21 protein-coding genes and 1 riboswitch are annotated in these 24,012 nt (G+C 73.5%); of the genes, 3 read left to right on the top strand and 18 right to left on the bottom strand.

Features of this window, described 5'->3' with window-relative positions; all coding sequences use genetic code 11:
- Nucleotides 1-176 precede the first annotated feature (176 nt).
- The gene (locus SXIN_RS27455) at nucleotides 177-2,123 is read left to right on the top strand and encodes an AAA family ATPase (RefSeq protein ID WP_095757687.1); all 1,947 of its coding nucleotides are present in this window, start codon (nucleotides 177-179) and stop codon (nucleotides 2,121-2,123) included.
- 145 nt (nucleotides 2,124-2,268) lie between these two features.
- Here the strand turns inward: SXIN_RS27455 and SXIN_RS27450 are convergent, their stop codons facing one another.
- From SXIN_RS27450 to SXIN_RS27385, 14 genes are all read right to left on the bottom strand, one after another.
- Nucleotides 2,269-3,120, bottom strand: a complete 852-nt coding sequence (locus SXIN_RS27450; RefSeq protein ID WP_019708692.1) for a DUF1963 domain-containing protein — start codon at nucleotides 3,118-3,120, stop codon at nucleotides 2,269-2,271.
- Between the two features lie 71 nt (nucleotides 3,121-3,191).
- Entirely contained in the window at nucleotides 3,192-4,811 is a 1,620-nt protein-coding gene (locus SXIN_RS27445) for a leucine-rich repeat domain-containing protein (RefSeq protein ID WP_238153875.1), read from the bottom strand.
- 571 nt (nucleotides 4,812-5,382) lie between these two features.
- Nucleotides 5,383-5,784 carry a cupin domain-containing protein gene (locus SXIN_RS27440; RefSeq protein WP_019708694.1) on the bottom strand — a complete coding sequence of 134 codons (402 nt, stop codon included), beginning with the start codon at nucleotides 5,782-5,784 and terminating at the stop codon, nucleotides 5,383-5,385.
- 99 nt (nucleotides 5,785-5,883) lie between these two features.
- Nucleotides 5,884-7,110: a hemolysin family protein gene (locus SXIN_RS27435; protein ID WP_095757686.1), complete on the bottom strand. Its 1,227-nt coding sequence runs from the start codon at nucleotides 7,108-7,110 to the stop codon at nucleotides 5,884-5,886.
- Nucleotides 7,107-8,651: a hemolysin family protein gene (locus tag SXIN_RS27430; protein ID WP_095757685.1), complete on the bottom strand. Its 1,545-nt coding sequence runs from the start codon at nucleotides 8,649-8,651 to the stop codon at nucleotides 7,107-7,109. The genes SXIN_RS27435 and SXIN_RS27430 overlap by 4 nt, the downstream gene beginning before the upstream one ends.
- A 272-nt stretch (nucleotides 8,652-8,923) precedes the next feature.
- Nucleotides 8,924-9,415, bottom strand: coding sequence for a PH domain-containing protein (locus SXIN_RS27425; protein WP_019708696.1), 492 nt, complete (start codon nucleotides 9,413-9,415; stop codon nucleotides 8,924-8,926).
- 98 nt (nucleotides 9,416-9,513) lie between these two features.
- The gene (gene hisG, locus SXIN_RS27420) at nucleotides 9,514-10,362 is read right to left on the bottom strand and encodes an ATP phosphoribosyltransferase (protein ID WP_019706495.1); all 849 of its coding nucleotides are present in this window, start codon (nucleotides 10,360-10,362) and stop codon (nucleotides 9,514-9,516) included.
- Nucleotides 10,363-10,534: 172 nt separating this feature from the next.
- Complete coding sequence (locus SXIN_RS27415; RefSeq protein WP_019711913.1) at nucleotides 10,535-10,807, bottom strand: phosphoribosyl-ATP diphosphatase; 273 nt, start codon at nucleotides 10,805-10,807, stop codon at nucleotides 10,535-10,537.
- A gap of 5 nt (nucleotides 10,808-10,812) precedes the next feature.
- Nucleotides 10,813-11,343, bottom strand: coding sequence for a 6,7-dimethyl-8-ribityllumazine synthase (ribH, locus tag SXIN_RS27410; protein WP_019711914.1), 531 nt, complete (start codon nucleotides 11,341-11,343; stop codon nucleotides 10,813-10,815).
- A gap of 62 nt (nucleotides 11,344-11,405) precedes the next feature.
- Nucleotides 11,406-12,710: a bifunctional 3,4-dihydroxy-2-butanone-4-phosphate synthase/GTP cyclohydrolase II gene (locus tag SXIN_RS27405; protein WP_019711915.1), complete on the bottom strand. Its 1,305-nt coding sequence runs from the start codon at nucleotides 12,708-12,710 to the stop codon at nucleotides 11,406-11,408.
- Between the two features lie 119 nt (nucleotides 12,711-12,829).
- Entirely contained in the window at nucleotides 12,830-13,525 is a 696-nt protein-coding gene (locus SXIN_RS27400) for a nicotinamide mononucleotide transporter family protein (RefSeq protein ID WP_095757684.1), read from the bottom strand.
- Nucleotides 13,522-14,178 (bottom strand): riboflavin synthase, encoded by a 657-nt coding sequence (locus SXIN_RS27395; protein WP_019708698.1) that lies wholly within the window; start codon nucleotides 14,176-14,178, stop codon nucleotides 13,522-13,524. The genes SXIN_RS27400 and SXIN_RS27395 overlap by 4 nt, the downstream gene beginning before the upstream one ends.
- Before the next feature lies 1 nt (nucleotide 14,179).
- A complete protein-coding gene (gene ribD, locus SXIN_RS27390; protein ID WP_095758221.1) occupies nucleotides 14,180-15,328 on the bottom strand; it encodes a bifunctional diaminohydroxyphosphoribosylaminopyrimidine deaminase/5-amino-6-(5-phosphoribosylamino)uracil reductase RibD in 1,149 nt (382 codons plus the stop codon).
- Nucleotides 15,329-15,516: 188 nt separating this feature from the next.
- Nucleotides 15,517-15,647: riboswitch (FMN riboswitch) on the bottom strand.
- A gap of 385 nt (nucleotides 15,648-16,032) precedes the next feature.
- Complete coding sequence (locus SXIN_RS27385) at nucleotides 16,033-16,248, bottom strand: hypothetical protein (RefSeq protein ID WP_039821172.1); 216 nt, start codon at nucleotides 16,246-16,248, stop codon at nucleotides 16,033-16,035.
- A 153-nt stretch (nucleotides 16,249-16,401) separates the two neighbouring features.
- Here SXIN_RS27385 and SXIN_RS27380 point away from each other — a divergent pair, with 153 nt between their 5' ends.
- Together SXIN_RS27380 and SXIN_RS27375 are read left to right on the top strand one after the other, a co-directional pair.
- Complete coding sequence (locus SXIN_RS27380) at nucleotides 16,402-17,814, top strand: uracil-xanthine permease family protein (RefSeq protein ID WP_039821173.1); 1,413 nt, start codon at nucleotides 16,402-16,404, stop codon at nucleotides 17,812-17,814.
- Nucleotides 17,815-18,013: 199 nt separating this feature from the next.
- Nucleotides 18,014-18,700 (top strand): DUF5995 family protein, encoded by a 687-nt coding sequence (locus tag SXIN_RS27375; protein WP_019708702.1) that lies wholly within the window; start codon nucleotides 18,014-18,016, stop codon nucleotides 18,698-18,700.
- A 109-nt stretch (nucleotides 18,701-18,809) separates the two neighbouring features.
- On the opposite strand, the gene SXIN_RS27370 is transcribed toward SXIN_RS27375, so the two are convergent.
- The 4 genes from SXIN_RS27370 to SXIN_RS27355 all read right to left on the bottom strand — a co-directional run bounded on the left by SXIN_RS27370 (nucleotide 18,810) and on the right by SXIN_RS27355 (nucleotide 23,824).
- A complete protein-coding gene (locus tag SXIN_RS27370) occupies nucleotides 18,810-20,531 on the bottom strand; it encodes a flavin monoamine oxidase family protein (protein WP_019708703.1) in 1,722 nt (573 codons plus the stop codon).
- A gap of 152 nt (nucleotides 20,532-20,683) precedes the next feature.
- Nucleotides 20,684-21,487, bottom strand: coding sequence for a carbon-nitrogen hydrolase family protein (locus SXIN_RS27365; protein ID WP_019708704.1), 804 nt, complete (start codon nucleotides 21,485-21,487; stop codon nucleotides 20,684-20,686).
- Nucleotides 21,488-21,758: 271 nt separating this feature from the next.
- Nucleotides 21,759-22,214 (bottom strand): Lrp/AsnC family transcriptional regulator, encoded by a 456-nt coding sequence (locus SXIN_RS27360; RefSeq protein WP_019708705.1) that lies wholly within the window; start codon nucleotides 22,212-22,214, stop codon nucleotides 21,759-21,761.
- Between the two features lie 146 nt (nucleotides 22,215-22,360).
- On the bottom strand, nucleotides 22,361-23,824 hold the full coding sequence (locus SXIN_RS27355; RefSeq protein WP_019708706.1) for a GuaB1 family IMP dehydrogenase-related protein: 1,464 nt from the start codon (nucleotides 23,822-23,824) through the stop codon (nucleotides 22,361-22,363).
- Between the last annotated feature and the right edge of the window lie 188 nt (nucleotides 23,825-24,012).

Here is a 24,012-nt window from a genome sequence, read left to right as displayed (position 1 = left end):
TCCCGTGAAGGGCCGATACCGCCCCTCACCTGCGCGGCGCCCTTCGGCGCGCCCTGCCGCCGCGGGTACGATGCCCAGCGGGAGGAGCCGCAAGTCCCTCCCGCAGCGCGGTGGTTGAAAGGCTGCGGCCCGGCGTCCGCCGGCCGCCACCACGGGGGCAGTTTGTGGGGGACGCGATGGACTTCGGCATCCCGGACCGGGACGACTCACCGGCCGATCTCGCCTGGCTGCGCGCCCTCGACGCGTACACCATGGGCGCCTACGCGCAGGCGGAGGACGAGTTCCGGGCCGCCGTGCGGAGGGACCCGGGGATGGCCGACGCCTGGCTCGGGCTGCACGCCCTGCGCGTCGACCCGGCGACGGCCCTGCTGCGGATGTACCGCCACCGCGACCGCTTCGGCGAACAGCGCGCCCGGCACCGGCGCAAGCTCAACTCCTGGTACTGGCTGGGCTGGTGGGTCCAGCCCGTGCTGGAGAGCCCCCGCGATCTGCTGCTGGCGCACGCCTCCCACTGGCTCGACGGCCGCCACGTCCCCGAACTGGACCGCGCCCTGGCGGGCTGCCCACCCGTCGACGCGGACCCGCAGGTGCGCTTCCTGCACGCCTGCCGCGCCTATCTCGTCAAGGACTGGGAGCTGCTCATCCGGCACACCGGTCCCCTGCTCGACGATCCGCTGCTCGGCATCGAGGCCGGTCTCTTCGGCGGCATGGCCCGGGTCCGGCTGGAGATGTACGGGCAGGCCGAGCCGCTGCTCTCGGCCGCCCTGATGCGCTGCCGCAGCGAGCAGCCGCAGCGCAAGGAGCTGCGCTACTGGCTGGCCCGCGCCCGCGAGGGCACCGGCCGCAGCGCCGCCGCGCTCCCCCTCTACCGGGCCGTGCACCGGGTGGACCCGGCGTTCATGGACACCGCCGCCCGGCTCGCCGCGATATCCGACGGCGACGGCCTGGAGGCGGCTGATCTGGCGGCCGTCTCCCTCGCGGGCACCGGCGGCCAGGACCTGCTGGACGCCATGGCCGACCCCGAGGGCTACGGCTCCGACCCGCCCGCCGACCCCGGCCGCGACTTCCCGCCCGCAGCCCCGGCCGCGGCGCCCCCGGCCGGCCAAGACCCGGCGAGCGACCCGGACGGCCCGCTGCCCGGCCTGGCCCCCGTCGACGCCGACGGCATCCGCGAGAAGGCGGTGCTGCCGGTCCAGCCCCGCCCCGCCTCGCCCCTGCCGGACGGGCCGCCGGACCCGGTGCTGCTGGCCCAGGCGCTGGACGAGCTCGAACGGATGGTCGGGCTGGAGCCGGTGAAGCGCCAGGTGCGGGCGCTCTCCGCACAGCTTCACATGGCGCGGCTGCGCGCCGGCGAAGGGCTGCCGGTCCAGCCGCCCAAGCGGCACTTCGTCTTCTCCGGCCCCTCCGGCACCGGCAAGACCACGGTCGCCCGCATCCTCGGCCGGGTGTTCTACGCGCTCGGCCTGCTCGGCGGCGACCACCTGGTCGAGGCCCAGCGCGCCGACATGGTCGGCGAGTTCCTCGGCCAGACCGCCGTCAAGGCCAATGAGCTGATCGACTCCGCGCTCGGCGGCGTGCTCTTCGTCGACGAGGCGTACAGCCTCTCCAACTCCGCCTACAGCAAGGGCGACGCCTACGGCGACGAGGCCCTGCAGGTACTCCTCAAACGCGCCGAGGACAACCGCGACCGCCTCGTCGTCATCCTCGCCGGCTACCCCGAGGGCATGGACCGGCTGCTCGCCGCCAACCCCGGCCTCGGCTCCCGCTTCACCACCCGCGTGGACTTCCCCAGCTACCGGCCGCTGGAGCTGACGAGGATCGGCGAGGTGCTGGCGGCCGAGAACGGCGACGGCTGGGACGAGGAGGCCGTCGAGGAACTGCGCAGCATCTGCGGCCACGTGGTCGACCAGGGCTGGATCGACGAGCTCGGCAACGGCCGCTTCCTGCGCACCCTGTACGAGAAGAGCTGCGCCTACCGCGATCTGCGGCTCGCGGGCTACGCCGGCACCCCGACCCGCGAGGACCTGGCCACCCTGCGGCTGCCCGACCTGATGCAGGCCTACGGCGAGGTGCTGTCGGGCCGGGGCCCGCTCGGCGGCCCCGGCCCGCAGTCACCCCTCTGAGACCGCCCTGCTCGGCGGCGGCACCGGGGGGCAGGCGTCACCCGAGCCGCTCGCGGGAGAGCGGATGCCATCCGCGTGCGCGGGGAGCAGCGCTCGTGACCTGCGGTTCATCTGACCCCCGGTCTACTGTTACCTCCTGTGGGTGTTACGGGTTCCAGGTCATGGTGGCGTAGACCCGGTCGAAGCGTCCCGCGACCAGGTCCGGCCGGGAGATCGACCAGGAGTAGAGGGCCATCTCCAAACCGTCGAGCCCGTGCACCCACTGGGCGAGGCACACCCAGTCCTCGGGACGCACCTCCGTATCGGGCGCGGGCAGTTCGCACCGGGCCACCGCTCGTGCCGCTTCCCGCCCGGCCGCCACGCTGGGGTCCTCCGCCCAGTACTCGTCCTCGGCGTATCCACCCAGCTGAAGCCCGCGGCCGATGCCCTCGCCCGGCATCTCCGTCCATACGTCGATCAGTTCGTCTGCGTGGGGGTGTTCCGGGTGAGCCTCGCAGTGCAGGGGCTGCCCGGGAGCGTAGACCGAGGTGTAGTACGGCAGAGAGACGTCGGTACTCAGGCGGAGCAGCCCTTCCGGGAGATCTGTTTCGTACGGGTAGTTCTTCCATTCCGGGTCGAAATCCACAGGGCGTTCCTCGACGGGTGTGCCGGCGGGAATGTGGAGTGCACTGCCCAGGTTTCCACTCCCGATCCGGTCGGGGTCGGGGTCGGCGAACAGCAGGAGGTGGCCGTCGGTGGGCAGGCCGAGGTCGGTCACTCCTGCGGGCAGCGCGGAGAGGTCGATGGTGGCGGCGAGCTTGCACCACGGGTCGGGGGTGTCCGCGGGAAGCATGAGGGGCCCGCCGAGCCGGCCCACCACCGGCCCGTCCCCCATGGTGCCCAGAACGGCGCAGGGTCGGGCGAGGTCCGTCCACCGTGCGATGTCGTCCGGGGGGATGCCCACTGCGAGAGCCCTCTCACGGAACTCACTCAGTATGTCCAGCGTTTCGGGGGGCACGGGAGGTCTCCTTGCGGCCAGGTCGGTTCGACAGGGGGAATCACGCCGGGTGAGCGGCGGATCGTGGACGGTCAGCGGTGCAGCGTGACGGTCACGCCTCGTGCCCTGAGTCCGGTCACCACCGGATCGGGTGCCTCCGAGGGCGATGTCGCGATCTGTTCGGCCAGGTGGACGTGTGACAGCGCCGGCATGTCCAGCAAAGGCCGGAGGTCCGTCAGCGACCGGCAGTGGCGCAGGTCGAGTTCTGCGAGGCGGGGCGAAGCGGTCAACAGGGTGATGTCCTTCAACGCGGCCCAGCGCGGGCCGGCCACGGTGAGTGAGCTGAGCCGTTCCACAGGTATGTCCTCGGCCAAGGGGCAGTACTTCAGGGAACGGAGGGTCAGTTCACGCAGGCCGGAGCAGTCCTGCAGGGCACTGAGCGATTCCAGAGCCTCCATGTACAGCAGGGTCAGTGTGGACAGCGGAGATCCGGACAGATCACCGAGGCCGCGGACGGCGGAGCCGTTGATCATCAGCGTGCGCAGCGCGGGCAGGCGGCCGAGACCCCTGAGGTCGGCCAGCACGGAGCAACTGACGAGAGTCAACTCCCGCAACGCCGGCAACTCGCCCAGACCCTCCGTGGTGCGCAGTACCGGACTGCCGTAGATCCTGAGCTTCGCCAGCCGCGGGTGGCCGCCCAGCCCTTCGAGCGTCGTCAGCTCGTTGCAGCTGTCGAGTTCGAGGGACTGAAGTCGGGGAAGAGCCGCGAACGGCGAGAGGTCGGCAAGCTGGTCGCCGCTCAGCTGGAGACGGGCGAGATTCGGCAGTTCGGCGAGTCCGTCCAGGTCCGTGAGAGACCTGCAGGAGCGGAGATCCAGGGATTCCAGAGCGGCGAGTGCCCCACCGAACATACGAAGGGAGCGCACCTTGGTCCGGCTCAGCCTCAGTTGACGCAGACTGCTGAGGTTCAGCAGGGGCCCGAAGTCCTCGACGGCGCCGCACCCGCTGAGATCGAGGCGGGTGAGCCGGGAAAGACGACCGATCGGGGTGAGGTCCGCCACGCTCGTGCAGCCACCCAGATCAAGGTCCGTGAGACTGGTGAGTTCACCGACCTCGGTGAGGTCGGTGAGCCCGTCACACTGGTAGAAGTCGAGCTTCTCGAGCATCGTGAGATGCCGCAGACCGCGCAGGGACGAGGCGTACGGCAGCCACAGTTCCGTCCTGCCCTCCTGACGGAACGCCGGAGCGAGCAGGTGCTCGGCGAAACCGTCCGGATCAGGGTCCGTCCTCCACAGACGGACGAGGAACTTGGACGCGTACGGGTCCAGGGGGGTGAACCGGGCGGCCAGTTTCAGGGCATGTCCACCGTCACCCGGCGCGGACAGGGCGACAAGTTTCCTGACGGCCTTGCGCGCGCGGTACGCCGGGGCCTCCAGGTTTTCGCAGAAACCGAACGGGTCTCCGTCGGCCATCGCCCACAACCGGAGCAGTTCCTCGGTGGAGCAGTCGGACACTCTGCTGTACCGCACGGCCAGATCCAGCGCCGCGTCGCCGCCGCCGGACCCTGCCAGCAGCATGAGTTCCCTGACCGCCTCGCCCGCCTCGGCGGGACTCGCGGTCTCCAGAAGCACCCTCAACTGCCCTGTTCGCACTGCAGTGTTGTCGTCCTGTGTGTCGTCGGCGGGCACACTGGGGGGAGTCGGTCGTGTCATGGGAGGACTGTAGGGGCCAGGTGTGACATGAAGCGTCAAGCCTCGGGTTCCGTGGACGGTCGGTCCGTTCCGGCTCTCCGGGCGTGAGGGCCCGCCGTTCGGTGAACGGTCACCATGACTGGTTGCCGAACGGCTCATCGGTCGGGATGGCCACGAGCTGCCACAAACTGAGCGGCCGGTCCGAGCAGCCCGGACCGCCTGCCGGCCGTCCCGGATGAGCAGCCCCCGCAGGGCGCGCTCGAGTTGCTGGTCGTCAAGGGCGTCGATCTGGGCGAGCGTGAGCCGCAGGGCCGCGAGCCGCGCCGCCCGCTCCCGCCGTGCCCGCAGGGAGCACGCCAGGTGCCAGGTCCCGTGGGCGCAGGCGCCTGCGGCGAGGGCGGCGAGGACGGGCCGGTGGTCAGCCACCGCGTCCCGTACGGCGATCGCCGCGTCGGTCAGGACGGCTGCCGCGGCCAGGGCCACCAGCCCGGCCGCGGCATACTCTCCGGGACCGCAGTTGACGGGAGAAGACGGCGCGAAGACCCGGCCTGCGCGGCGCCGCGGCGTCCCGGGCGAGGTGGGCCCGTACAGGTCAGGCGAGTCGGTGTCCCGTGGTGCTGTCCACGTTGTCCGGGATCTCGTCCTCCGGGCGGTCGCCGGTCGTCAGGGTCCCGCTGGGCTCGAACATCATGATCGACCCGCCGGGCGACGACGGCTTGTGCTCGGTGCCCCGGGGCACCACGAAGGTGTCGCCCTTGCGCAGTTCCACCGTCCGCTCCGTGCCGTCGGCATCGCGCAGGGCCACGTCGAAGCGGCCGTCGAGGACGAGGAAGAACTCGTCGGTGTCCTCGTGGACGTGCCAGACGTGCTCTCCCTCCACATGGGCGATGCGTACGTCGTAGTCGTTGACCCGGGTCACGATCCGGGGGCTGTAGACCTCCGTGAAGGAGGCCAGGGCGTCGGTCAGGTTGACGGGTTCCGTGTTCGCGTCCATCCCCCGATTCTGGTCCGGCCCGCCGCCGGGCGTCGCGCGCTTTTCCGCCGTGTCCGGCGGCGCGCGGCGCGTACGGCTGCGGGCCGGCCGCCCTCCGTCTCAGCCCCGGACGGGCGCCTCCCGGGAGGGAGCCGGCCGGGGGCGCCGGGCCACGACGCGGGCGCCCCGCTGGGCGGTGAGACGGCGAGAGCGGTGTGCCGGGTCGTGGACCTCCCCGACCAGGGTCTCCAGGACGTCCTCCAGCGCCACCAGGCCCAGGACCCGCCCGGAGGCGTCCGAGACCTGGGCGAGATGGGCCGCGGCCCGGCGCATCGCGGTCAGCGCGTCGTCGAGCGGCGTCTCCGCGCGGAGCACCGGCATGGGGCGCAGCACATGGCGCGGGAGCGCCCGGCCGGTCCCGTGCCCGCCGGCTCCCCCGTCCGGGCCGTCGCCGGCCGGTGCGTCCTCCACGCCGGGCGGGTGGAGAGGAGCTTCGCAGGCCCCGGGATCGTCCGTGTCCAGGACGTCCTTCACATGGACGTAGCCGAGGAAGCCCGTGCCGGAGCCGGCGGACGGCCCGGTTCCGTCGCGTACGGGGAAGCGGGAGAAGCCGGTGCGCACGGTCAGCTGTTCGATCTCCCGCGCGGTCGCGCCCGGACCGGCCGTGACGAGTGCCGCCGGGTCGAGCAGCACCTCGGTCACCGGTCTGCTGCCGAGGTCCAGCGCGTCGGCGAGCCGCTCCTGCTCCTCCGGGGCGAGCAGGCCCGCCTCGTGGGAGTCCGCGACGAGGCGGCCCAGTTGCTCACTGGTGAAGACCGCCTCGACCTCGTCCCTGGGCTCCACCCGGAAGAGCCGCAGCACCAGGTGGGCCCAGGAACCGAAGAGCGCCGTCACCGGACGGCACAGCCGGGCGAAGGCGACCAGGCCGGGCGCCAGCCGCAGGGCGGTCCGCTCGGGGGCGGCCATGGCAAGGTTCTTCGGCACCATCTCGCCCACGACCAGGTGGAGGAAGACGACCAGGGCCAGGGCGATGGCGTAGCCCAGCGGATGCACCAGCGGCTCCGGCAGGCGGACGGCGTGGAAGACGGGCTCCAGGAGCCGGGCCACGGTCGGTTCGGCGACGGCGCCCAGGGTCAGCGAGCAGACCGTGATCCCGAACTGGGCGGCGGCCATCATCTGCGGCAGGTTCTCCAGGCCCGTCAGCACGGTGCGGGCACGGACCGAGCCGGCGGCGGCGAGCGGCTCGATCTGGCTGCGGCGTACGGACACCAGGGCGAACTCGGCGCCCACGAAGAAGCCGTTGCCGAGCACCAGCACGGCGGCGAAGAGGAGTTGGAGCAGGCTCATCGCGCTCCTCCCGCCCGGACCGGGGCGTGGTCACGGGCCGCAGCGTCCCGGTCCGCGGGGGCCGGTGCCGCCGGGGCCACCGCCGTGCGGACGGGAGCCCCTCGCGCGGGCGCGGCGGACACGGGCACGCCCCGCGCCGCGGACGCCTGGGCCGCGGCCGCGCCCGTCGCGCCGGCCGCGCCGCCGCCCCGTACCGGATCGGCCCCGCCGGAGTCCGGCGCGCCCTGACCGCGCACGCCGGCCGTCCGCACCAGCCGTACCGACTCGGCGCGGTGATGGCCGACCCGGCGCACCCGCAGCCGCCAGCCGGGGAGTTCGGCGGTGTCCCCGACGGCCGGGATCCGGCCGAGGAGGTCGGCGACGAGTCCCGCCACGGTCTCGTACGGCCCGTCGGGGGCGGCCAGGCCGATGGGCCGCAGGGTGTCGATCCGGCAGCCGCCGTCGGCGTCCCACGCGGGCCGGCCCTCCTCGGCCGGGGCGGGGGCCAGTTCCGGGCGCCCGGCGTCGTCGTGCTCGTCGCGCACCTCGCCCACCAGTTCCTCGACGATGTCCTCCAGGGTGACGACACCGGCCGTGCCGCCGTACTCGTCGACGACGACGGCGATCGGCTGCTCCCGGCGCAGCCGCTCCAGCAGCCGCTGGACGGGCAGGGTCTCCGGCACCATCAGCGGGGGCACACTGACGCGCCCCACCGGCGTGCGCCGCCGCTCGTGCGCCGGCACGGCGAGGGCGTCCTTGAGGTGGACCATCCCGACGACCTCGTCCAGCCGCTCGCGGTAGACGGGGAAGCGGGAGAGCCCGGTGGCCCGGGTGAGGTTGACGACGTCCGCCGCGGTGGCGGAGTCCTGCAGCGCGGCGACCCGCACCCGCGGGGTCATGACGTGCTGCGCGGAGAGCCCGGCCAGCGACAGGGTGCGGACGAACAGATCGGCGGTGTCCTGCTCCAGGGCCCCGGCGCGGGCCGAGTGCCGGGCGAGGGAGACCAGTTCACCGGGGGTGCGGGCGGATTCCAGGGCGTCGGTCGGCTCCACGCCCAGGCCGCGGACGAGCCGGTTGGCCACCCCGTTGAGCAGGGCGATCACCGGCCGGAAGAGGGCGGCGAAGGCGTACTGCGGTCCGGCGACGAACCGGGCGACCTCGAAGGGCCGCGACACCGCCCAGTTCTTCGGCACGAGTTCGCCGACGACCATCTGCAGGGCGGAGGCCGCGAGGACGCCGATCACCACGGCCGCGCCCGGGACGGCGCCCGGGGGCAGCCCGGCCGCGGTGAGCGGGCCGGCCAGCAGCCGGGCGAGCGCGGGTTCCGCGAGCATGCCCACCACGAGCGAGGTGATGGTGATGCCGAGCTGGGTGCCGGAGAGCTGGAAGGAGAGCTCGCGCAGGGCCTTGACGACGGTGCGGGCGCGCGGGTCGCCCTCGGCGGCGGCCCGTTCGGCGTCCGCGCGTTCGACGGTGACGAGGCCGAACTCGGCTGCCACGAAGAAGCCGTTGGCGAGGATGAGCAGCAGGCCCGCGGAGAGCAGGAGAAGGGAAACCATCATGCCGCCGCCTCCGGGGAGAGGGCGGCGCGGGTACTACAGGACGGACCGTCCATGGGCTAAGGAATTCACTCCTCGGCTCGCAGGTGCCCCGCGGGGCACGTACGCTGCCGCGGTGCCCGTCCGGTGCGGGGCGGGGCGCGCTTCGCGCCGCCAGGGGACAGGGTAATCACTGCTCCTGGGCCTGCGAAGGCGCACGGACGTGCGATCCGGCTTCCGCCGGCGGGTCCGGCGCGCCGCCGGCCGCGGCCTACCCGGGGGAAGACGGCGTTCCGTCAGTCCGCCGTCCGGCCGCTGCCGTGGTGGTCGGCGAGGGCGCGCAGCGCGCGGGCGTCGGCGATCGCCTTGTCCCGGGCGATGCCGGGCTGGATGCCCATCGCGGGCAGATGGGTGCCGTCGGCGAGGTCCAGATGGACCCACGGGTCGCCGGGCCTGAGGTTGACCCGGAGCACTTCCGCCCAGGAGAGGCGGCGCCGGGCGGTCAGGTTGACCACCGTGATGCCCTCCTCGTCCGCGTCGATGCGGGGGCGGCTGAGGAGCACCATGACGCCCAGGCCGAGGAGTCCGGTGAAGACGAAGCTGGAGCGCTCGGCCGGGCTGAGGGACGGCAGCACCACGGCGAGGATCGTCAGGGTGGCGAGCACCGCCGCTCCCGCGCTCAGCAGGATCACCCGGGTGCGGGTCGGCCGGAAGGTGACGGGCAGCGCGGGCAGGCCGTCCGGGCCGGGCCGGCCGGCGGGTTCCCCGCCGGGGGTGGAGGAGGACACAGGGGTCTCCGGAGGTTCGGGCCCGTGCCGTCCGGGGCCCCGCCCGGCCGCTGTTACGCGGCGCGGGCGGGCCGCCCGGGCGGGCGCGGGCGGCGGTTCTACAGGCGGCAGGCGTGGATGCCGGTGGTGAGGATCGCCCGGGCGCCGAGGTCGTACAGCTCGTCCATGATCCGCTGGGCGTCCTGGGAGGGGACCATCGAGCGGACGGCGACCCAGCCCTCGTGGTGCAGCGGGGAGACGGTCGGCGACTCCAGGCCGGGGGTGAGGGCGACGGCGCGCTCCACCTGTTCGACGCGGATGTCGTAGTCCATCATCACGTAGCGGCGGGCGACGAGGACGCCGTGCATCCGGCGGAGGAACTGCCGCACCTTCGGGTCCTCGCCGTCCTCGCCGGTGCGGCGGACGACGACGGCCTCGGAGCGGAGGATCGGCTCGCCGATGATCTCCAGGCCGGCGTTGCGGAGGGTGGTGCCCGTCTCCACGACATCGGCGATGATCTCGGCGACGCCGAGCTGGATGGCGGTCTCGACGGCGCCGTCGAGGCGGACGACGGAGGCGTCGACCCCGTGGTCGGCGAGGTGCTTGGTGACGAGCCCGGCGAACGACGTGGCGACGGTCATGCCGCCGAAGTCACCGACCTCCTGGGCGGTGCCGGGCCGGGTGGCGTAACGGAAGGTGGAGCCGGCGAAGCCGAGCTGCATGATCTCCTCCGCGTCCGCGCCCGAGTCGAGCAGCAGGTCGCGGCCGGTGATGCCGATGTCGAGCCGGCCGGAGCCGACGTAGACGGCGATGTCGCGGGGGCGGAGGAAGAAGAACTCGACGTCGTTGTCGGAGTCCACCAGGACCAGTTCGCGGCGGTCCTTGCGCTGCTTGTAACCGGCCTCCTGGAGCATCTCCGACGCAGGCTCGCTGAGAGCACCCTTGTTGGGGACGGCGATGCGCAGCATGAGGCGTTCCTTCGCTTCTTCGGGGCGGCGTTCTTCGGGGCGGCGGGGCGGCGTTCTTCGGGGGCTGTCGCGGGCGGCGTCCGCGGCGCCGGCCGCGTGGCGGGGCCGACGGGCGGCGGGCGGTCGCGTACCGCGGAGCGCGCCGCCGGGGCGGGGCCCGGCGCGGCGACACTCAGAGGTGGGCGTACACGTCGTCCAGGGAGATGCCCCGGGCGACCATCATGACCTGCAGATGGTAGAGGAGCTGCGAGATCTCCTCGGCCGTGCGGTCGGTGCCCTCGTGCTCGGCCGCCATCCACACCTCGGCCGCCTCCTCGACGACCTTCTTGCCGATGCTGTGCACGCCCTGCGCGACCAGCTCGGCGGTGCGGGAGGTAGCGGGGTCGCCGGTGGCGGCCTTGTGGCGGAGCTCGGTGAAGAGCTCCTCGAATGTCTTGTTCGCCATGGTGGCTACAACTTACCGGGTCGCGTCCCCTGCTTGCCCGGCGCCTCGGTGCGCCGCCACGGTTCGGCGACGGTGCGGAGCGTGGTGGCGGTGGCGACGGCGGCCATCACGGCCTCGTGGCCCTTGTCCTCGCGGCTGCCCTCCAGGCCGGCCCGGTCCAGGGCCTGCTCCTCGGTGTCGCAGGTGAGCACCCCGAAGCCGACCGGGACCCCGGTGTCCACGGAGACCTGCGTGAGCCCCTGGGCCACGCCCTGGCAGACGTATTCGAAGTGCGGGGTGCCGCCCCGGACGACGACGCCGAGGGCCACGATGGCGTCGTAGCCGCGGCCCGCCAGCACCTTGGCAACGACCGGCAGTTCGAAGCTGCCGGGGACACGGAGCACGGTGGGCTCCTCGATGCCCAGTTCGCCGAGGGCGCGCAGGGCGCCGTCCATGAGGCCGTCCATCACCTGCTCGTGCCACTGCGCGGCGATCACGGCCACGCGCAGATCGCCGGAGTCCTTCACGGACAGTTCGGGGGCACCCTTACCGCTCACGTCTGTCGTCTTCCCTCGCGTCGTGCCCGCCGGGGCGGGCCTGTTGTCGGTGTCGTGCGTTCCTACTGGACGTGGCGGGCCGGCGGCCGGCCGTCGTCCAGCCAGGGCAAATCGTGACCCATCCGGTCCCGCTTGGTGCGCAGGTAGCGGAGGTTGTGCTCCCCGGCCGCCACCGGCGCGGGCTCCCGGACGACCCGCAGCCCGTGGGCGAGCAGGGCCGCGGTCTTCCCGGGGTTGTTGGTCATCAGCCGCAGGCTGCGCACGCCGAGGTCGGTGAGCATCTGCGCGGCGGCGGCGTAGTCCCGGGCGTCGGCGGGCAGGCCGAGTTCCAGGTTGGCGTCCAGGGTGTCCCGGCCGTGCTCCTGGAGTTCGTACGCCCGGAGCTTGGACAGCAGTCCGATGCCCCGGCCCTCGTGGCCGCGGAGGTAGAGGACGACGCCGCGCCCCTCCTCGGTGACCCGGGACAGGGACTCCTGGAGCTGGGGTCCGCAGTCGCAGCGCAGCGAGCCGAAGATGTCGCCGGTGAGGCACTCGGAGTGCACCCGGACGAGGACGTCCGTCCCGTCGCCGATGTCCCCCCGCACCAGGGCGATGTGCTCGACGCCGTCCACCGTGGAGCGGTAGCCGTAGGCGCGGAAGTCGCCGAAGGCGGTGGGCAGCCGGGTCTCGGCCTCGCGGCGGACGGTGGGCTCGGCCGCCCGGCGGTAGGCGATCAGGTCCTCGATGGAGATGATCGACAGGCCGTGCTTGCGGGCGAAGGGGACCAGCTCGGGCAGGCGCATCATGGTGCCGTCCTCGGCGGCGATCTCCACGATCGCGGCGGCGGGACGCAGCCCGGCGAGCCGGGCGAGGTCGACACCGGCCTCGGTGTGCCCGTTGCGGGCGAGGACGCCGCCGGGGCGGGCGCGCAGCGGGAAGACGTGGCCGGGGCGGACGAAGTCGCCGGGCGTGCTGTCCCCGGAGGCGAGCAGGCGCAACGTGGTGGCCCGGTCGGCGGCGGAGATGCCGGTGGTCACGCCGTGCGCGCCGGAGGCGTCGACGGAGACGGTGAAGGCGGTGCCCATCGACTCGGTGTTGTCCCGCACCATCTGCGGCAGTTCGAGCCGGTCGAGGGCGTCGCCCTCCATCGGGGCGCAGATGAGGCCGCGGCACTCGGTCATCATGAAGGCGACGATCTCGGGGGTGGCCTTCTCGGCGGCGACGATCAGGTCGCCCTCGTTCTCCCGGTCCTCGTCGTCCACGACCACGACGGGGCGGCCGGCGGCGATGTCGGCGATGGCGCGCTCGACGGGGTCGAGGACGATCCGGTCGTCCGGGTACCCGTCGTCCGTGAACCGGTCGTGGGTGTCCTGGAGTGCGGTGGTCATGCTGGCTCCTTCGGTGCTCCAGGGGCCGGGGCCCGGGGTGTCGCCGGCCCGCGCGGGGCGGAGCGGCGGTGCGGCGGCGGTGCGGGCGGCGGGCGGTGCGGCGGGCCGCGCGGGGGCGGTCATGCGGAGGTCTCCGTGGCGGCGGCCCCGGCCGGCACCGGCTGGGGCGGGGCCCCGGCCGCTGCGGCCGCCGGCTGCCGGCGGGTGTGCAGCCACCAGTCGCGCAGGCCCCACAGGACGAGGACGAAGTAGATGACGTAGACCAGGCCGGAGAACGGCAGTCCGCTGCTGAAGGCCAGCGGGACGCCGACCACGTCGACCAGCATCCAGGCGAACCAGAACTCGACCAGCCCGCGCGCCTGGGCGACCATCGCGGCGAGGGTGCCGACGAAGATGTACGCGTCCGGCCAGGGGCTCCAGGAGAGCGACGGCACGGCGGTGAACAGCCCGCCGACGGCCAGGGTGCCGAGGACCGTGCCGGCCGCCAGCAGGCCGCGCTCCCGCCGGGTGGCGAAGCGCACCGCGAGGGTGCCGTCCCCCGTGCGCCGCTTCCCGTGCTGCCACTGCCGCCAGCCCCACACGGCGACGCCGATGACCAGCAGCTGCTTGCCGACGCCGCCGCTGAGCTGCGCGGAGGCGTAGGCGGCGACGAGGACGACACCGGAGACGAGCTGTGCGGGCCAGGTCCACAGGGAGCGGCGCCAGCCGAGGGCGAGGGCGATCAGGCCCAGGGTGTTGCCCACCATGTCGGACCAGATGACCTCCTGGCCGAGAACGGTGAAGGCGTGGGCGTTCAGCCAGTCGAAGGTGCTCATACGGCGGCCTCCCCGGCGGCGGCTCCGGCGACGGCCCCGGCGGCGTGCGCTCCGGCCGGGACGGCGCCCGCGCCGAGCAGCCGTTCGACGTACTTGGCGAGGACGTCGACCTCCAGGTTGACCGGGTCGCCCGCCTTCTTGCTCCCCAGGGTGGTGAGTTCCAGGGTGGTGGGGATCAGGCTGACGGTGAAGTGGTCGTCCGCCGCCGTGACGACGGTGAGGCTGACGCCGTCGACCGTGATGGAGCCCTTCTCGACGACGTAGCGGGCCAGCCGGGGCGGCAGCGAGACCGTGACCAGCTCCCAGTGCTCGCCCGGTACGCGCTCGGTGATGGTGCCGGTGCCGTCCACGTGGCCCTGGACGAGGTGGCCGCCGAGGCGTCCGCCGAGCGCCATGGGGCGTTCGAGGTTGACGCGGCTGCCGGGGACGAGGGCTCCGAGGCTGGAGCGGTTCAGGGTCTCGGCCATCACATCGGCGGTGAACTCGCCGGCGGCGGTGTCGACGACGGTCAGGCAGACGCCGTTGACGGCGATCGAGTCGCCGTGTTTGGCGTCCCGGGTGACCAGCGGGCCGCGCAGCCGGAAGCGGGAGGAGTCCCCGAGATCCTCGACGGCGGCGACCTCGCCCAGTTCTTCGACGATTCCTGTGAACACGTCAGTTCTCCTCGGAGGCGGGAACGGCGGAAGTGGCGGGGGCGGGGGCGGGGGCGGCGGCCGGAGCCGGCCCCCCGGGAACGGCGGTGATCCGCAGATCCGGACCCAAGCGGTCGACACCGGTCACATCCAGGCGCAACGCGTCGGTGATCGTGCCGATTCCGGCATCGGCGAGGACGGCCGGACCGGCACCGAGCAGGGCGGGGGCGAGATAGCCGACGACCTGGTCGACGGAGCGGGCGGCGACGAAGGCTCCGGCGAGGGTCGCCCCGCCCTCCAGCAGCACGGAGCGCACCTCGCGCTCGTAGAGGGTGCGCAGCAGCATCGGGATGGACAGGCCGCGTCCGCCGGGCGCGCGCGGCAGCCGCACCACGGGGACGAGGCCCTCCAGGTGCGCGGCGTCGGCGTCCTCGGCGACGGCGACGAGGGTGGGCGCGCTGCCGTCCAGGACCCGGGCGCCCGGCCTGACGGCGGAGGCGTTGCTGTCGACGACGACGCGCAGCGGCTGGCGGAGCCCGGCGCCGAGGGTGTCGAGCAGGTCGGGGTGGCGGACGGCGAGCTGGGGGTCGTCGGCGCGGGCGGTGCCGGAGCCCACGATCACGGCGTCCGCCTCGGCGCGCAGCCGGTGGACGTCCGCGCGGGAGGCGGGCGAGGAGATCCAGCGGCTGGTGCCGTCGGCGGCGGCGGTCCGGCCGTCGAGGGTGGCCGCGTACTTCCAGCGGACGAACGGCCTGCGGCGGCGTACGGAGGTCAGCCAGGGGAGGTTGACCTCCTCGGCCTCGGCGGCCAGCAGTCCGCGCTCGACCTCGATCCCGGCGGCGGCGAGGGTGGCGGCCCCGCCGGCGGCCTCGTCGTGCGGGTCGGCGACGGCGTAGACGACGCGGGCGATCCCGGCGTCGATCAGCGCGCCGGTGCAGGGGCCGGTGCGGCCGGTGTGGTCGCAGGGCTCCAGGGTGACGAGGGCGGTGCCGCCGCGGGCGCGTTCGCCGGCCGCGCGGAGGGCGTGGATCTCGGCGTGCGGCCCGCCGGCCCGCTGGTGGTACCCCTCACCGGCCGGCTCGCCCGCGGCGTCGAGGATCACGCACCCGACGACGGGGTTGGGGCTGGTGGAGCCGGTGCCGCGGGCGGCGAGCGCGACGGCACGCCGCATGGCACGGGTCTCGGCCGTGCTGGGCGCTTCGGTGGCCACCGGGTCCTCCTGCCTCTGCGGGCACGGACTCCGGGGCTGTCGACGAGGACAGAGGCGGACGACACACACGGGGCGACGCGGGTACGGCCGTACGGCTCACCCCAAGGGCGGACCGCACCGCCGGATGGCGGCGCACCGGTGCTCGACCGCCACGCACTGCCTCCCATCCGGACTTTAACCGTCGGTCCAGGAATCTCACCTGGTCAACCGGCCACTGGCAGTGGCCGGGTCGCGGACTTTAACCGCCGGTTCGGACTTTCACCGACCCCGGAGTGCGCTGACGTCACTGGTACGGCCCCCAGTCTGCCACGCGACGGCGACGCCGGCCCGGGTGTGCCTTGTGTCATCGCTCACAGCGCGCACCGCGGGCGTCACGCTCCGGCGGGGCGGGGAGCCGCGGGCACGAGGGCGGGGCCGGCCGGGCGACCGGCGGTGAGCTGCGGAAACGGGCGGGGAGCGACGAGGCCGCCGGGGCGTCATCGAGCCCGCCCGCCACGGCCGGGGGCGGTGACGGAGGGGCCGGAGGCCGGAATGGCCGGATCCGGGGTTGCGGCCGGGGCCGCAGCGGCCCCGCCCGCCGCGGTACCGCTCGGGCAACGGCGACCCGCACTGCCGCGGCCGGCACCGCCGCGGCCCGTATCGCTGCCTCGGCCGGCGCCGTCGCGTCAGAGCTGCCCGGGCCAGTTGTCCGGGCCGCCGCCACGCCACTCGATCAGGGACGGGTCGTCGAGGCGCACCTCGTCCGGGTCGAGTCCGGCGCGGCGCAGGAATTCGAGGAGATCGCGGGGGCCGGTCGCGGTACCGGCACGCCGGCCGCGGATCTCGACCCGCCGGCCGGTGCCGGCCGGCGGGTGCACGAGCACAGGCGGCTTGTCGTTCATGTGTTCCAGCCTGCCCCCGACCCCGGCACCCCGCACATCGGTGACCGCCGTCACTCCGCGCACGGCCGCAACACCCCTGGAGCACCCCCCTTAACATTGGCGGGATTTCATCGCCGTCGGCACCGGCGGCAGGACAGAGGAAACGGAGTGGTCATGGGCCTCGGCGTGGGCTGGAAACTGCACGGTGACGGGCGGGTTCCCGCGCCCGGTGCGGTCGTCGGGCCGGACGAACGGCTGTCGTGGCCGCGGACGGCGGGGCTGGGCGCGCAGCATGTGGTGGCCATGTTCGGGGCCAGCTTCGTGGCGCCCGTGCTCATGGGCCTGGATCCGAATCTGGCCATCATGATGTCCGGCTTCGCCACCATGATCTTCCTGCTGGCGACGCGCGGCCGGGTGCCCAGCTACCTCGGCTGCAGCCTCTCCTTCGTCGGTGTGGCGGCGGCGATCAAGGCGCAGGGCGGCGGCATCGCGACGATCACCGGGGCGATCCTGGTCGTCGGTGTCGTGCTCTTCCTGAGCGGCCTGGTCGTCCAGAAGTTCGGGGCACGGGTCATCCACGCGACGATGCCGCCCGTCGTCACCGGCGCCGTCGTGATGCTGATCGGCTTCAACCTGGCTCCGGTGACCGCCTCCGTGTACTGGCCGCAGGACCAGTGGACGGCGCTGCTGACCATGCTCTTCACCGGGCTGGCCGTGGTCGTGCTGCGCGGCTTCTGGTCGCGGATCGCGATCTTCCTCGGGCTCGCCTTCGGGTACGGCGTCTCCTGGCTCTTCGACCTCGGCTTCGGCAAGATCCATTCGGTGCAGGGCGGCACCGAGGCCGTGGACCACTGGCGGCTGGACCTGTCCGGCGTCGCCGACGCGGCGTGGTTCGGGCTGCCGTCCTTCCACGCCCCGGCGTTCGAACTGCCGGCGATCCTGGTCGCCCTGCCCGTGGTGATCGCGCTGATAGCCGAGAACGCCGGCCATGTGAAGGCCGTCGGGGAGATGACCGGCGACCCGCTCGACGACCAGCTGGGCACCGCGATCGCGGCGGACGGCGCGGGCACCGTGCTGTCCGCCGCCGTCGGCGGCCCGGCCACCACCACGTACGCCGAGAACATCGGCGTGATGGCCGCCTCCCGCGTCTACTCCACGGCCGCCTACTGGGCCGCGGCCCTCTTCGCCCTGCTCTTCGGCCTCTGCCCCAAGTTCGGCGCGGTCGTGGCCGCGATCCCCGGGGGTGTGCTCGGGGGCATCACCGTCATCCTCTACGGCATGATCGGCCTGCTCGGCGCGCAGATCTGGGTGCACAACAAGGTGGACCTGCGCAATCCGCTGAATCTGGTGCCGGTGGCGGCGGGCGTCGTCATCGGGGTCGGCGGGGTCGGCCTGCGGATCACCGACGACTTCGAGCTGAACGGCATCGCGCTCGGCACCCTCGTGGTGCTCAGCGGCTACCACGTGCTGCGTGCGCTCGCCCCGGCGCACATGAAGGCGGAGGAGCCGCTGCTGGACGAGGGCACCACCTCCTACGACGACGCGGCCCGGGAGGAGCCGGAGGGCACCGGCACCCCCGCGAAGTGACCCGGGGCGCCCGCCGGACGGCGGGAATCCCCCGGTGCCGCCGGGCGGGGCGGGCCCGTTCCCCACGGTGGTCACGGGAGAACCCAAGTCGCGTCCGTCAATCGGGAGTTGACCGGTGGGGGCCGCCGCCATTAGGCCGTTCCGGTCACGAACAGTGACATCACGGGACAGACGCGCCGGGGAATGTCACCGTGCGTGCATGACCACAACCGAACCACTGGCTGCGGCCGATGTGCGGGACGCGATGGAGCGGATGCGGGTCCTGGAGGCCGCCCTCCCCCGGCAGGACGGGGTGGCCGTCTTCAACCGGGTCTATCTGTCCGTCACCGGGGAGCTGGAACGGCGCATCGCGGCGGGCCACTTCCGCGATCCGGCCCTGACCGCCGGGTTCGCGGCGCGCTTCGCCCGGCGCTATCTGGCGGCGGTGGACGCCGACGGGACCGGGCGGCGCCCGCCGGCCTGCTGGCGACCGCTGTTCCAGCAGCGCCGTCATCCCGGCGTGCTGCCCGTGCAGTTCGCCCTCGCCGGGGTCAACGCCCATGTCGGGCACGACCTGGCGCTGGCCGTCGTGGACACCTGCACGGCACGGGGCTGCGAACCGCAGGCCCTGCGGAGCGACTACGAACGGGTGGACGAGATCCTCGTCGAGCTGGAGGAGCGGATCCGGGAGGAGCTGATGCCCGGCCCGGACCTGCTGGACGTGGCCGACCCGCTGACCCATCTCACCGGTTCCTGGTGTCTGACCCGGGCCCGGGACGGGGCCTGGGCCGCCGCCCGCGTGCTGTGGGAACTGCGCGGGGCAAAGGGGCTCCGGGAGGAGTTCCGGGAGCGGCTCGACACGGGAACCGGCATGGTCGGCCGTTTCCTCCTCACACCGCTGGGGTGACGGGGCGGGACGGCACCGGGCCACCGCGCGCCGGGCGCCGGTCCGCGCGACCACCCGGGGGCGGCGCCGTCCCCCCGCGCCCGGGCCGCCCCGCCCCGCGCACCTCCGCTCAGTCCTCCGGCAGTTCGACCGGCGCGATCTCGTCGTAGACGTCGCCCGGGCCGGGGTTGGCCGGGTCCGTCCTGCCACCCAGGTGGCGCATGACCCCCCAGACGGCGTTCAGGGCGGTCTGCACGGCGCCCTCGGCCCAGCCGGCCGTCCAGGAGATGTCGTCGCCCGCGAGGAACAGCCCCCGCCGGTCCTCGGGCAGCCGGTCCTGCACGAAGTGGGTGAACAGCCGCCGCTGGTAGCGGTAGTGGCCCGGCAGATTGGCCTTGAACGCGCCCATGAAGTACGGCTCGTTCTCCCAGGAGACGGTGACCGGGTTGCCGATGATGTGCCGCCGGATGTCCACCTTCGGGTAGATCTCGCCGAGCGACTTGAGCATGACCTCCATCCGCTCGTTCGCGTCCAGCGGCAGCCACTTCAGGCTGTCGTCGCACCAGGTGTAGGAGAGGCAGATCACGGCGGGCCGGCCGGGGCCGTCGTCGAGCAGATAGGTGCCCCGGGTCATCCGGTCGGTGAGCGTCATGCTCATCACGTCCCGCCCCGTCGGCTCGCCCCGGTCGTCGACCTCCTCGTCCAGCCAGAACGGCCGGTCGACGGGGACGAACAGCTTGGAGGACTCCATGTAGTGGGTGCGTTCGATCGCCGTCCAGTGGTCGATCGGGAAGAGCGCGTCATCGCACTCGATCTTGGACAGCAGCATCCAGCTCTGCGCGGTGAAAACCGCCGCCCGGTAGGTGCGGATGTCGCCGCGGGCGTCGGTGACGGTGACGCGGTTGCCCGCCGTGCGGTGCAGCCGGGTCACGGCCGGGCCGGGCTCCCCGTCGGGGTGCAGCTCGGCGAGCGAGGTGCCGTGTGGCCAGTGGACGAGCTTCTCGGGCCGGTGCTCCCAGAGCCGCAGCGGGAGTTGCTGGCTGCCGCCGACGATGCCGCGGTGGTCGTCGTCCGCGCCGGTGTAGACGACGCGCAGGATCTCCAGGATGGAGTTGGGGAAGTCGGTGTCCCAGCCGCCCGTGCCGAAACCGACCTGGCCGAAGATCTCCCGGTGCCGGAAGGACCGGAAGGCGTCGGAGGCGCAGAGGAAGCCGTAGAAGGTCTGGTTGTCGAGCTTCTCCACCAGCCGGGACCAGATCTCGCGGATCACCGGGACGTCCCGCTCGCGCAGGGCGCGCTGCATGGCGGAGAAGTCGGCGCCCTCCTCCAGACAGGCGTTCCAGGCGTTCATGACCTGGGTGTAGACCTCGGGGAGGTCGTCCAGCGTGCGGGCGTAGTGGGACTCGCCCTTGAGGTCCACGACCGTGGAGGGCGTGGCGGGCGAGAGCGGGTTGGGGAAGGGCCGGGTCTCCAGCCCGACCAGGTCCACGTAGTGCTGGAAGGCGGTGGAGGACGGCGGGAAGCGCATGGCGCCCATCTCGGCGGTCAGGCCCGGATCACAGCCCTCGAAGCCGACGGTGCGCAGCCGGCCGCCGATCCGGTCCGCCTCGTAGACGACCGGCCTGAGGCCCATCTTCATCAGCTCGTACGCGGTGACGATGCCGGAGAGGCCACCGCCGATGACGGCGACCTCGGTGCCGTGCTCGGTGGCGGGCACGGAGCCCAGGCCGGCCGGGTGCGCCAGGAAGTCGTCGTACGGATAGGGGAAGTCCGGGCCGAACATGGTGATGGGCGGCTGGGACTGGGCCTCGGCGTGCTGCTCGTCGTGGACGGCGGTGGGCACGGACGTCATCGGCTGGGATCTCCTGGGGATGCGGTACGGCGGGTGCGGATGCGGGTGCGGGTGGTGCCGGGCGCGCGCGGCGCCGGTGCGGGGCCCGTACGGGTGCGCCGGTACGGGGCGGGGCTGGTGGACGGAGCGGAGCCGTCGGGAACGGGGGGCCGTCACCCCTCGGTGAGCGATCCGTAGAGCCCGGGGCGCCGGTCGCGCAGATAGGGGTGCGCGGCGCGGGACCGGCCGAGCAGCTCCCGGTCGGCGTCGGCGACGAGCAGGTCCTCACCGGAGCCGGCCCGGGCGGGAACGGTGCCGTCGGGGGCGGCGAGGCAGCTGAGCCCGGTGAAGTCGAACTCCCCTTCGGGGCCGCAGCGGTTGACGTAGGCGATGTGCAGCTGGCTCTCGAAGGCACGCGCCGGGACCAGCGTGCGCGCGACGATCTCGTACGGGCGCATCAGCGCGGTGGGGACGAGCAGCAGTTCCGTTCCGGCCAGGGCGTGCGCGCGCACGGTCTCCGGGAACTCGACGTCGTAGCAGATCAGCAGCCCGAGCCGGGTGCCGTCCAGCTCGGCCTGGACGACCGGCTCACCGCCCGGTGTGAAGTGGGCGGTCTCGAACTCCCCGTAGAGATGGGTCTTGCGGTAGTGGGCGAGCGGGGTACCGTCGGGGCCGGTCAGCCGGACGGCGTTGTAGACGGCGTCACCGTCGCGCTCCGGGTAGCCGAGGCCGATGGCGAGCCCGTGGTCGGCGGCGATCCGGGCGACCCGGTCGGCGGACGGCCCGTCGGCGGGCTCGGCCAGCCCGGGCAGCCGGTCGCCGACGGCGTATCCGGTCAGGAACAGCTCGGAGGTCAGCAGCAGCCGGGCACCGGAGGCGGCGGCGCGGCGGGCCGCGTCCGCCAGGAGCCGCAGGTTGTGCGGCACGTCGCCGGGGCGGCCGGAGCTCTGGAGCAGGGCGGTGCGCAGCGGCGGCATGGAGGTCCTCGGGAGGTACGAAACGGGCGATGAGGGGACGGAAAGACGGTACGGTCGCCCGATCCGGCCGGACAAGCCGCTTCCGTTGCCGCCAACAGGCGATTCATTGCGCCTGCTGGGCCCGGTCCGGCGATTCGTTGCGCGATGGGGTCCGCGTCGTGCCGGCGCCCGCCGGGTGCTCACCCCGGGCGCCTCCGGCTCCGCCCGTGGCGCTCCTCCGGACGCCGGGCGGCCGGACCGGGACCGCCCCCGTGCCCCTCCCCCGTCCCCGCTACCGGGGCGCCCCGTTGCCGTAGCGCCGCAGCAGCGGGGAGAGCACCAGCACGGACTTGGTGCGCTCCACGTAGGGCTCGCCCGCGATCTGTTCCAGCACCCGTTCGAAGTGCCGCATGTCGGAGGCGAAGATCTGCGCGATGGCGTCCGCGTCACCGGTCACGGTGGAGGCGGACACCACCTCCGGATAGCGCGAGAGACCACGCCGGATCGCCTCGGGGGTGGTGTGGCGCCGGCAGTAGATCTCGATGAACCCCTCGGTCGCCCAGCCGAGCGCCGCCGGGTCCACCCGGACGGTGAACCCGGTGATCGCCCCCTCGGCCCGCAGCCGGTCCACCCGCCGCTTGACGGCCGGGGCGGAGAGGCCGACCTCGGCGCCGATGTCGGCGTAGGAGCGGCGGGCGTCCCCGGCGAGGGCGTGGACGATGCGTTCGTCGAGCTCATTGAGTCGCACTGCGGATGGATCACTTCTCTGGACGGAGGGGCTGCGCGGCACCCCGGCGGGGCGGGCGCGGGGCGGCGGACGCCGCAGCCGCAGTACAGCACAGCCCGCCCCGGCCGACGGCGGGGCCCGCCGCCGTAGCTCCGGCGCGGCCGCGGTCAGAGCCAGCTGGCGTGGAGCGGCTGGCCCTCCGCGTAGCCGGCGGCGCTCTGGACGCCGACGACGGAGCGCTCGTGGAACTCCTCCACGGAGCCCGCGCCCGCGTAGGTGCAGGAGCTGCGCACGCCCGCGACGATCGCGTCGATCAGGTCCTCGACACCCGGGCGGGCCGGGTCGAGATACATCCGGGAGGTGGAGATCCCCTCCTCGAAGAGGCCCTTGCGGGCCCGGTCGTACGCCGACTCCTCGCTGGTGCGCTTCTGCACGGCCCGCGCGGACGCCATGCCGTAACTCTCCTTGTAGAAGCGGCCGTCGGGGTCCTGCTGCAGATCGCCCGGCGACTCGTGCGTACCGGCGAACCAGGAGCCGATCATGACGTTGGACGCTCCCGCGGCCAGCGCCATGGCGACGTCGCGCGGATGCCGCACCCCGCCGTCGGCCCAGACGTGCTTGCCCAGCCTGCGGGCCTCGGCCGCGCATTCGAGGACGGCGGAGAACTGGGGGCGACCCACACCGGTCATCATGCGCGTGGTGCACATGGCGCCCGGCCCGACCCCGACCTTGACGATGTCGGCGCCCGCGTCGACCAGGTCGCGCACGCCCTCGGCGGAGACCACGTTGCCCGCGACGACCGGCACCGGGGGGTCCAGGGCGCGGATCGCCCTCAGGGTGCTGATCATGCTGTCCTGGTGGCCGTGCGCGGTGTCCACGACCAGGGTGTCCACCCCGGCGGCCAGCAGCCCCTCGGCGCGGCGCACGGATCCGCCGTTGATGCCGACGGCGACGGCGATGCGGAGCCGGCCGTCCGCGTCGGTGTTCGGGGTGTAGAGCGTGGCCCGGAGCGCGCTCTTGCGGGTGAGGATGCCGGCGAGGCGCCCGTCCGCGCCGACCACCGGGGCGAGTTTGCGGTGGGCCGCGTCGAGCCGGTTGAAGGCGTCGCGCGGGTCGACGCCGTCCTCCAGGAGCACCAGTTCCCGGGACATGACCTCGGAGAGCTGGGTGAAGCGGTCCACCCCGTTCAGGTCGGACTCGGTGACGACGCCGACGGGCCGGCCGTCCTCGACGACGATGCCCGCGCCGTGCGCCCGCTTGGGGAGCAGGGACAGCGCGTCGGCGACGGTCCCCGTGGGCCCGAGGGTGATCGGGGTGTCGAAGACCCGGTGGCGCTGCTTCACCCAGGAGACGACCTCGGTGACGACGTCCAGCGGGATGTCCTGCGGGATGACGACGAGACCACCGCGCCGGGCCACGGTCTCCGCCATCCGGCGGCCCGCGATCGCCGTCATGTTGGCGACGACGATGGGGATGGTGGTACCGGTGCCGTCGGGGGTGGAGAGGTCCACGCCGTGCCGGGAACCGACGGCGGAACGGTTCGGCACCATGAAGACGTCGTCGTACGTCAGGTCGTAGGGGACCGGAGCTGTCTCTACGGGGCGCCCCGTGCCGGGCTCGAGGAAACGCATGGGTCTCACTTCTCGGGTGGAACGGCGCAGGTGGCTCCCACGTGGACACGGCAAAGGACCCCCAGCTTCCGTTCCGCTCCTCCGCGGGGGCGGGTGTGGCGGGGGTTTCCGTGCCAGGCAGTGAGACCTGCCTTACTCCGGAATTTTACCGGATCATCCGGCCATGGGCCCGGGCACGCGGCCCGGGC

The organism is Streptomyces xinghaiensis S187 (assembly GCF_000220705.2).
Taxonomy (GTDB): Bacteria; Actinomycetota; Actinomycetes; order Streptomycetales; family Streptomycetaceae; genus Streptomyces; species Streptomyces xinghaiensis.
This window is presented reverse-complemented; position numbering and strand designations above follow the sequence as displayed.

Bases quoted from the DNA above. Each gene is read 5' to 3' on its own strand.
- SXIN_RS27400 (WP_095757684.1), bottom strand. From the start codon at position 13,525: ATGAGCACCTTCGACTGGCTGAACGCCCACGCCTTCACCGTTCTCGGC.
- SXIN_RS27440 (WP_019708694.1), bottom strand. From the start codon at position 5,784: ATGGACGCGAACACGGAACCCGTCAACCTGACCGACGCCCTGGCCTCC.
- SXIN_RS27370 (WP_019708703.1), bottom strand. From the start codon at position 20,531: ATGACGTCCGTGCCCACCGCCGTCCACGACGAGCAGCACGCCGAGGCC.
- hisG (WP_019706495.1), bottom strand. From the start codon at position 10,362: ATGCTGCGCATCGCCGTCCCCAACAAGGGTGCTCTCAGCGAGCCTGCG.
- ribD (WP_095758221.1), bottom strand. From the start codon at position 15,328: ATGCGGCGTGCCGTCGCGCTCGCCGCCCGCGGCACCGGCTCCACCAGC.
- SXIN_RS27455 (WP_095757687.1), top strand. From the start codon at position 177: ATGGACTTCGGCATCCCGGACCGGGACGACTCACCGGCCGATCTCGCC.
- SXIN_RS27385 (WP_039821172.1), bottom strand. From the start codon at position 16,248: ATGAACGACAAGCCGCCTGTGCTCGTGCACCCGCCGGCCGGCACCGGC.
- SXIN_RS27415 (WP_019711913.1), bottom strand. From the start codon at position 10,807: ATGGCGAACAAGACATTCGAGGAGCTCTTCACCGAGCTCCGCCACAAG.
- SXIN_RS27365 (WP_019708704.1), bottom strand. From the start codon at position 21,487: ATGCCGCCGCTGCGCACCGCCCTGCTCCAGAGCTCCGGCCGCCCCGGC.
- SXIN_RS27380 (WP_039821173.1), top strand. From the start codon at position 16,402: ATGGGCCTCGGCGTGGGCTGGAAACTGCACGGTGACGGGCGGGTTCCC.
- SXIN_RS27445 (WP_238153875.1), bottom strand. From the start codon at position 4,811: ATGACACGACCGACTCCCCCCAGTGTGCCCGCCGACGACACACAGGAC.
- SXIN_RS27430 (WP_095757685.1), bottom strand. From the start codon at position 8,651: ATGATGGTTTCCCTTCTCCTGCTCTCCGCGGGCCTGCTGCTCATCCTC.
- SXIN_RS27435 (WP_095757686.1), bottom strand. From the start codon at position 7,110: ATGAGCCTGCTCCAACTCCTCTTCGCCGCCGTGCTGGTGCTCGGCAAC.
- SXIN_RS27375 (WP_019708702.1), top strand. From the start codon at position 18,014: ATGACCACAACCGAACCACTGGCTGCGGCCGATGTGCGGGACGCGATG.
- SXIN_RS27405 (WP_019711915.1), bottom strand. From the start codon at position 12,710: ATGACCACCGCACTCCAGGACACCCACGACCGGTTCACGGACGACGGG.
- SXIN_RS27355 (WP_019708706.1), bottom strand. From the start codon at position 23,824: ATGCGTTTCCTCGAGCCCGGCACGGGGCGCCCCGTAGAGACAGCTCCG.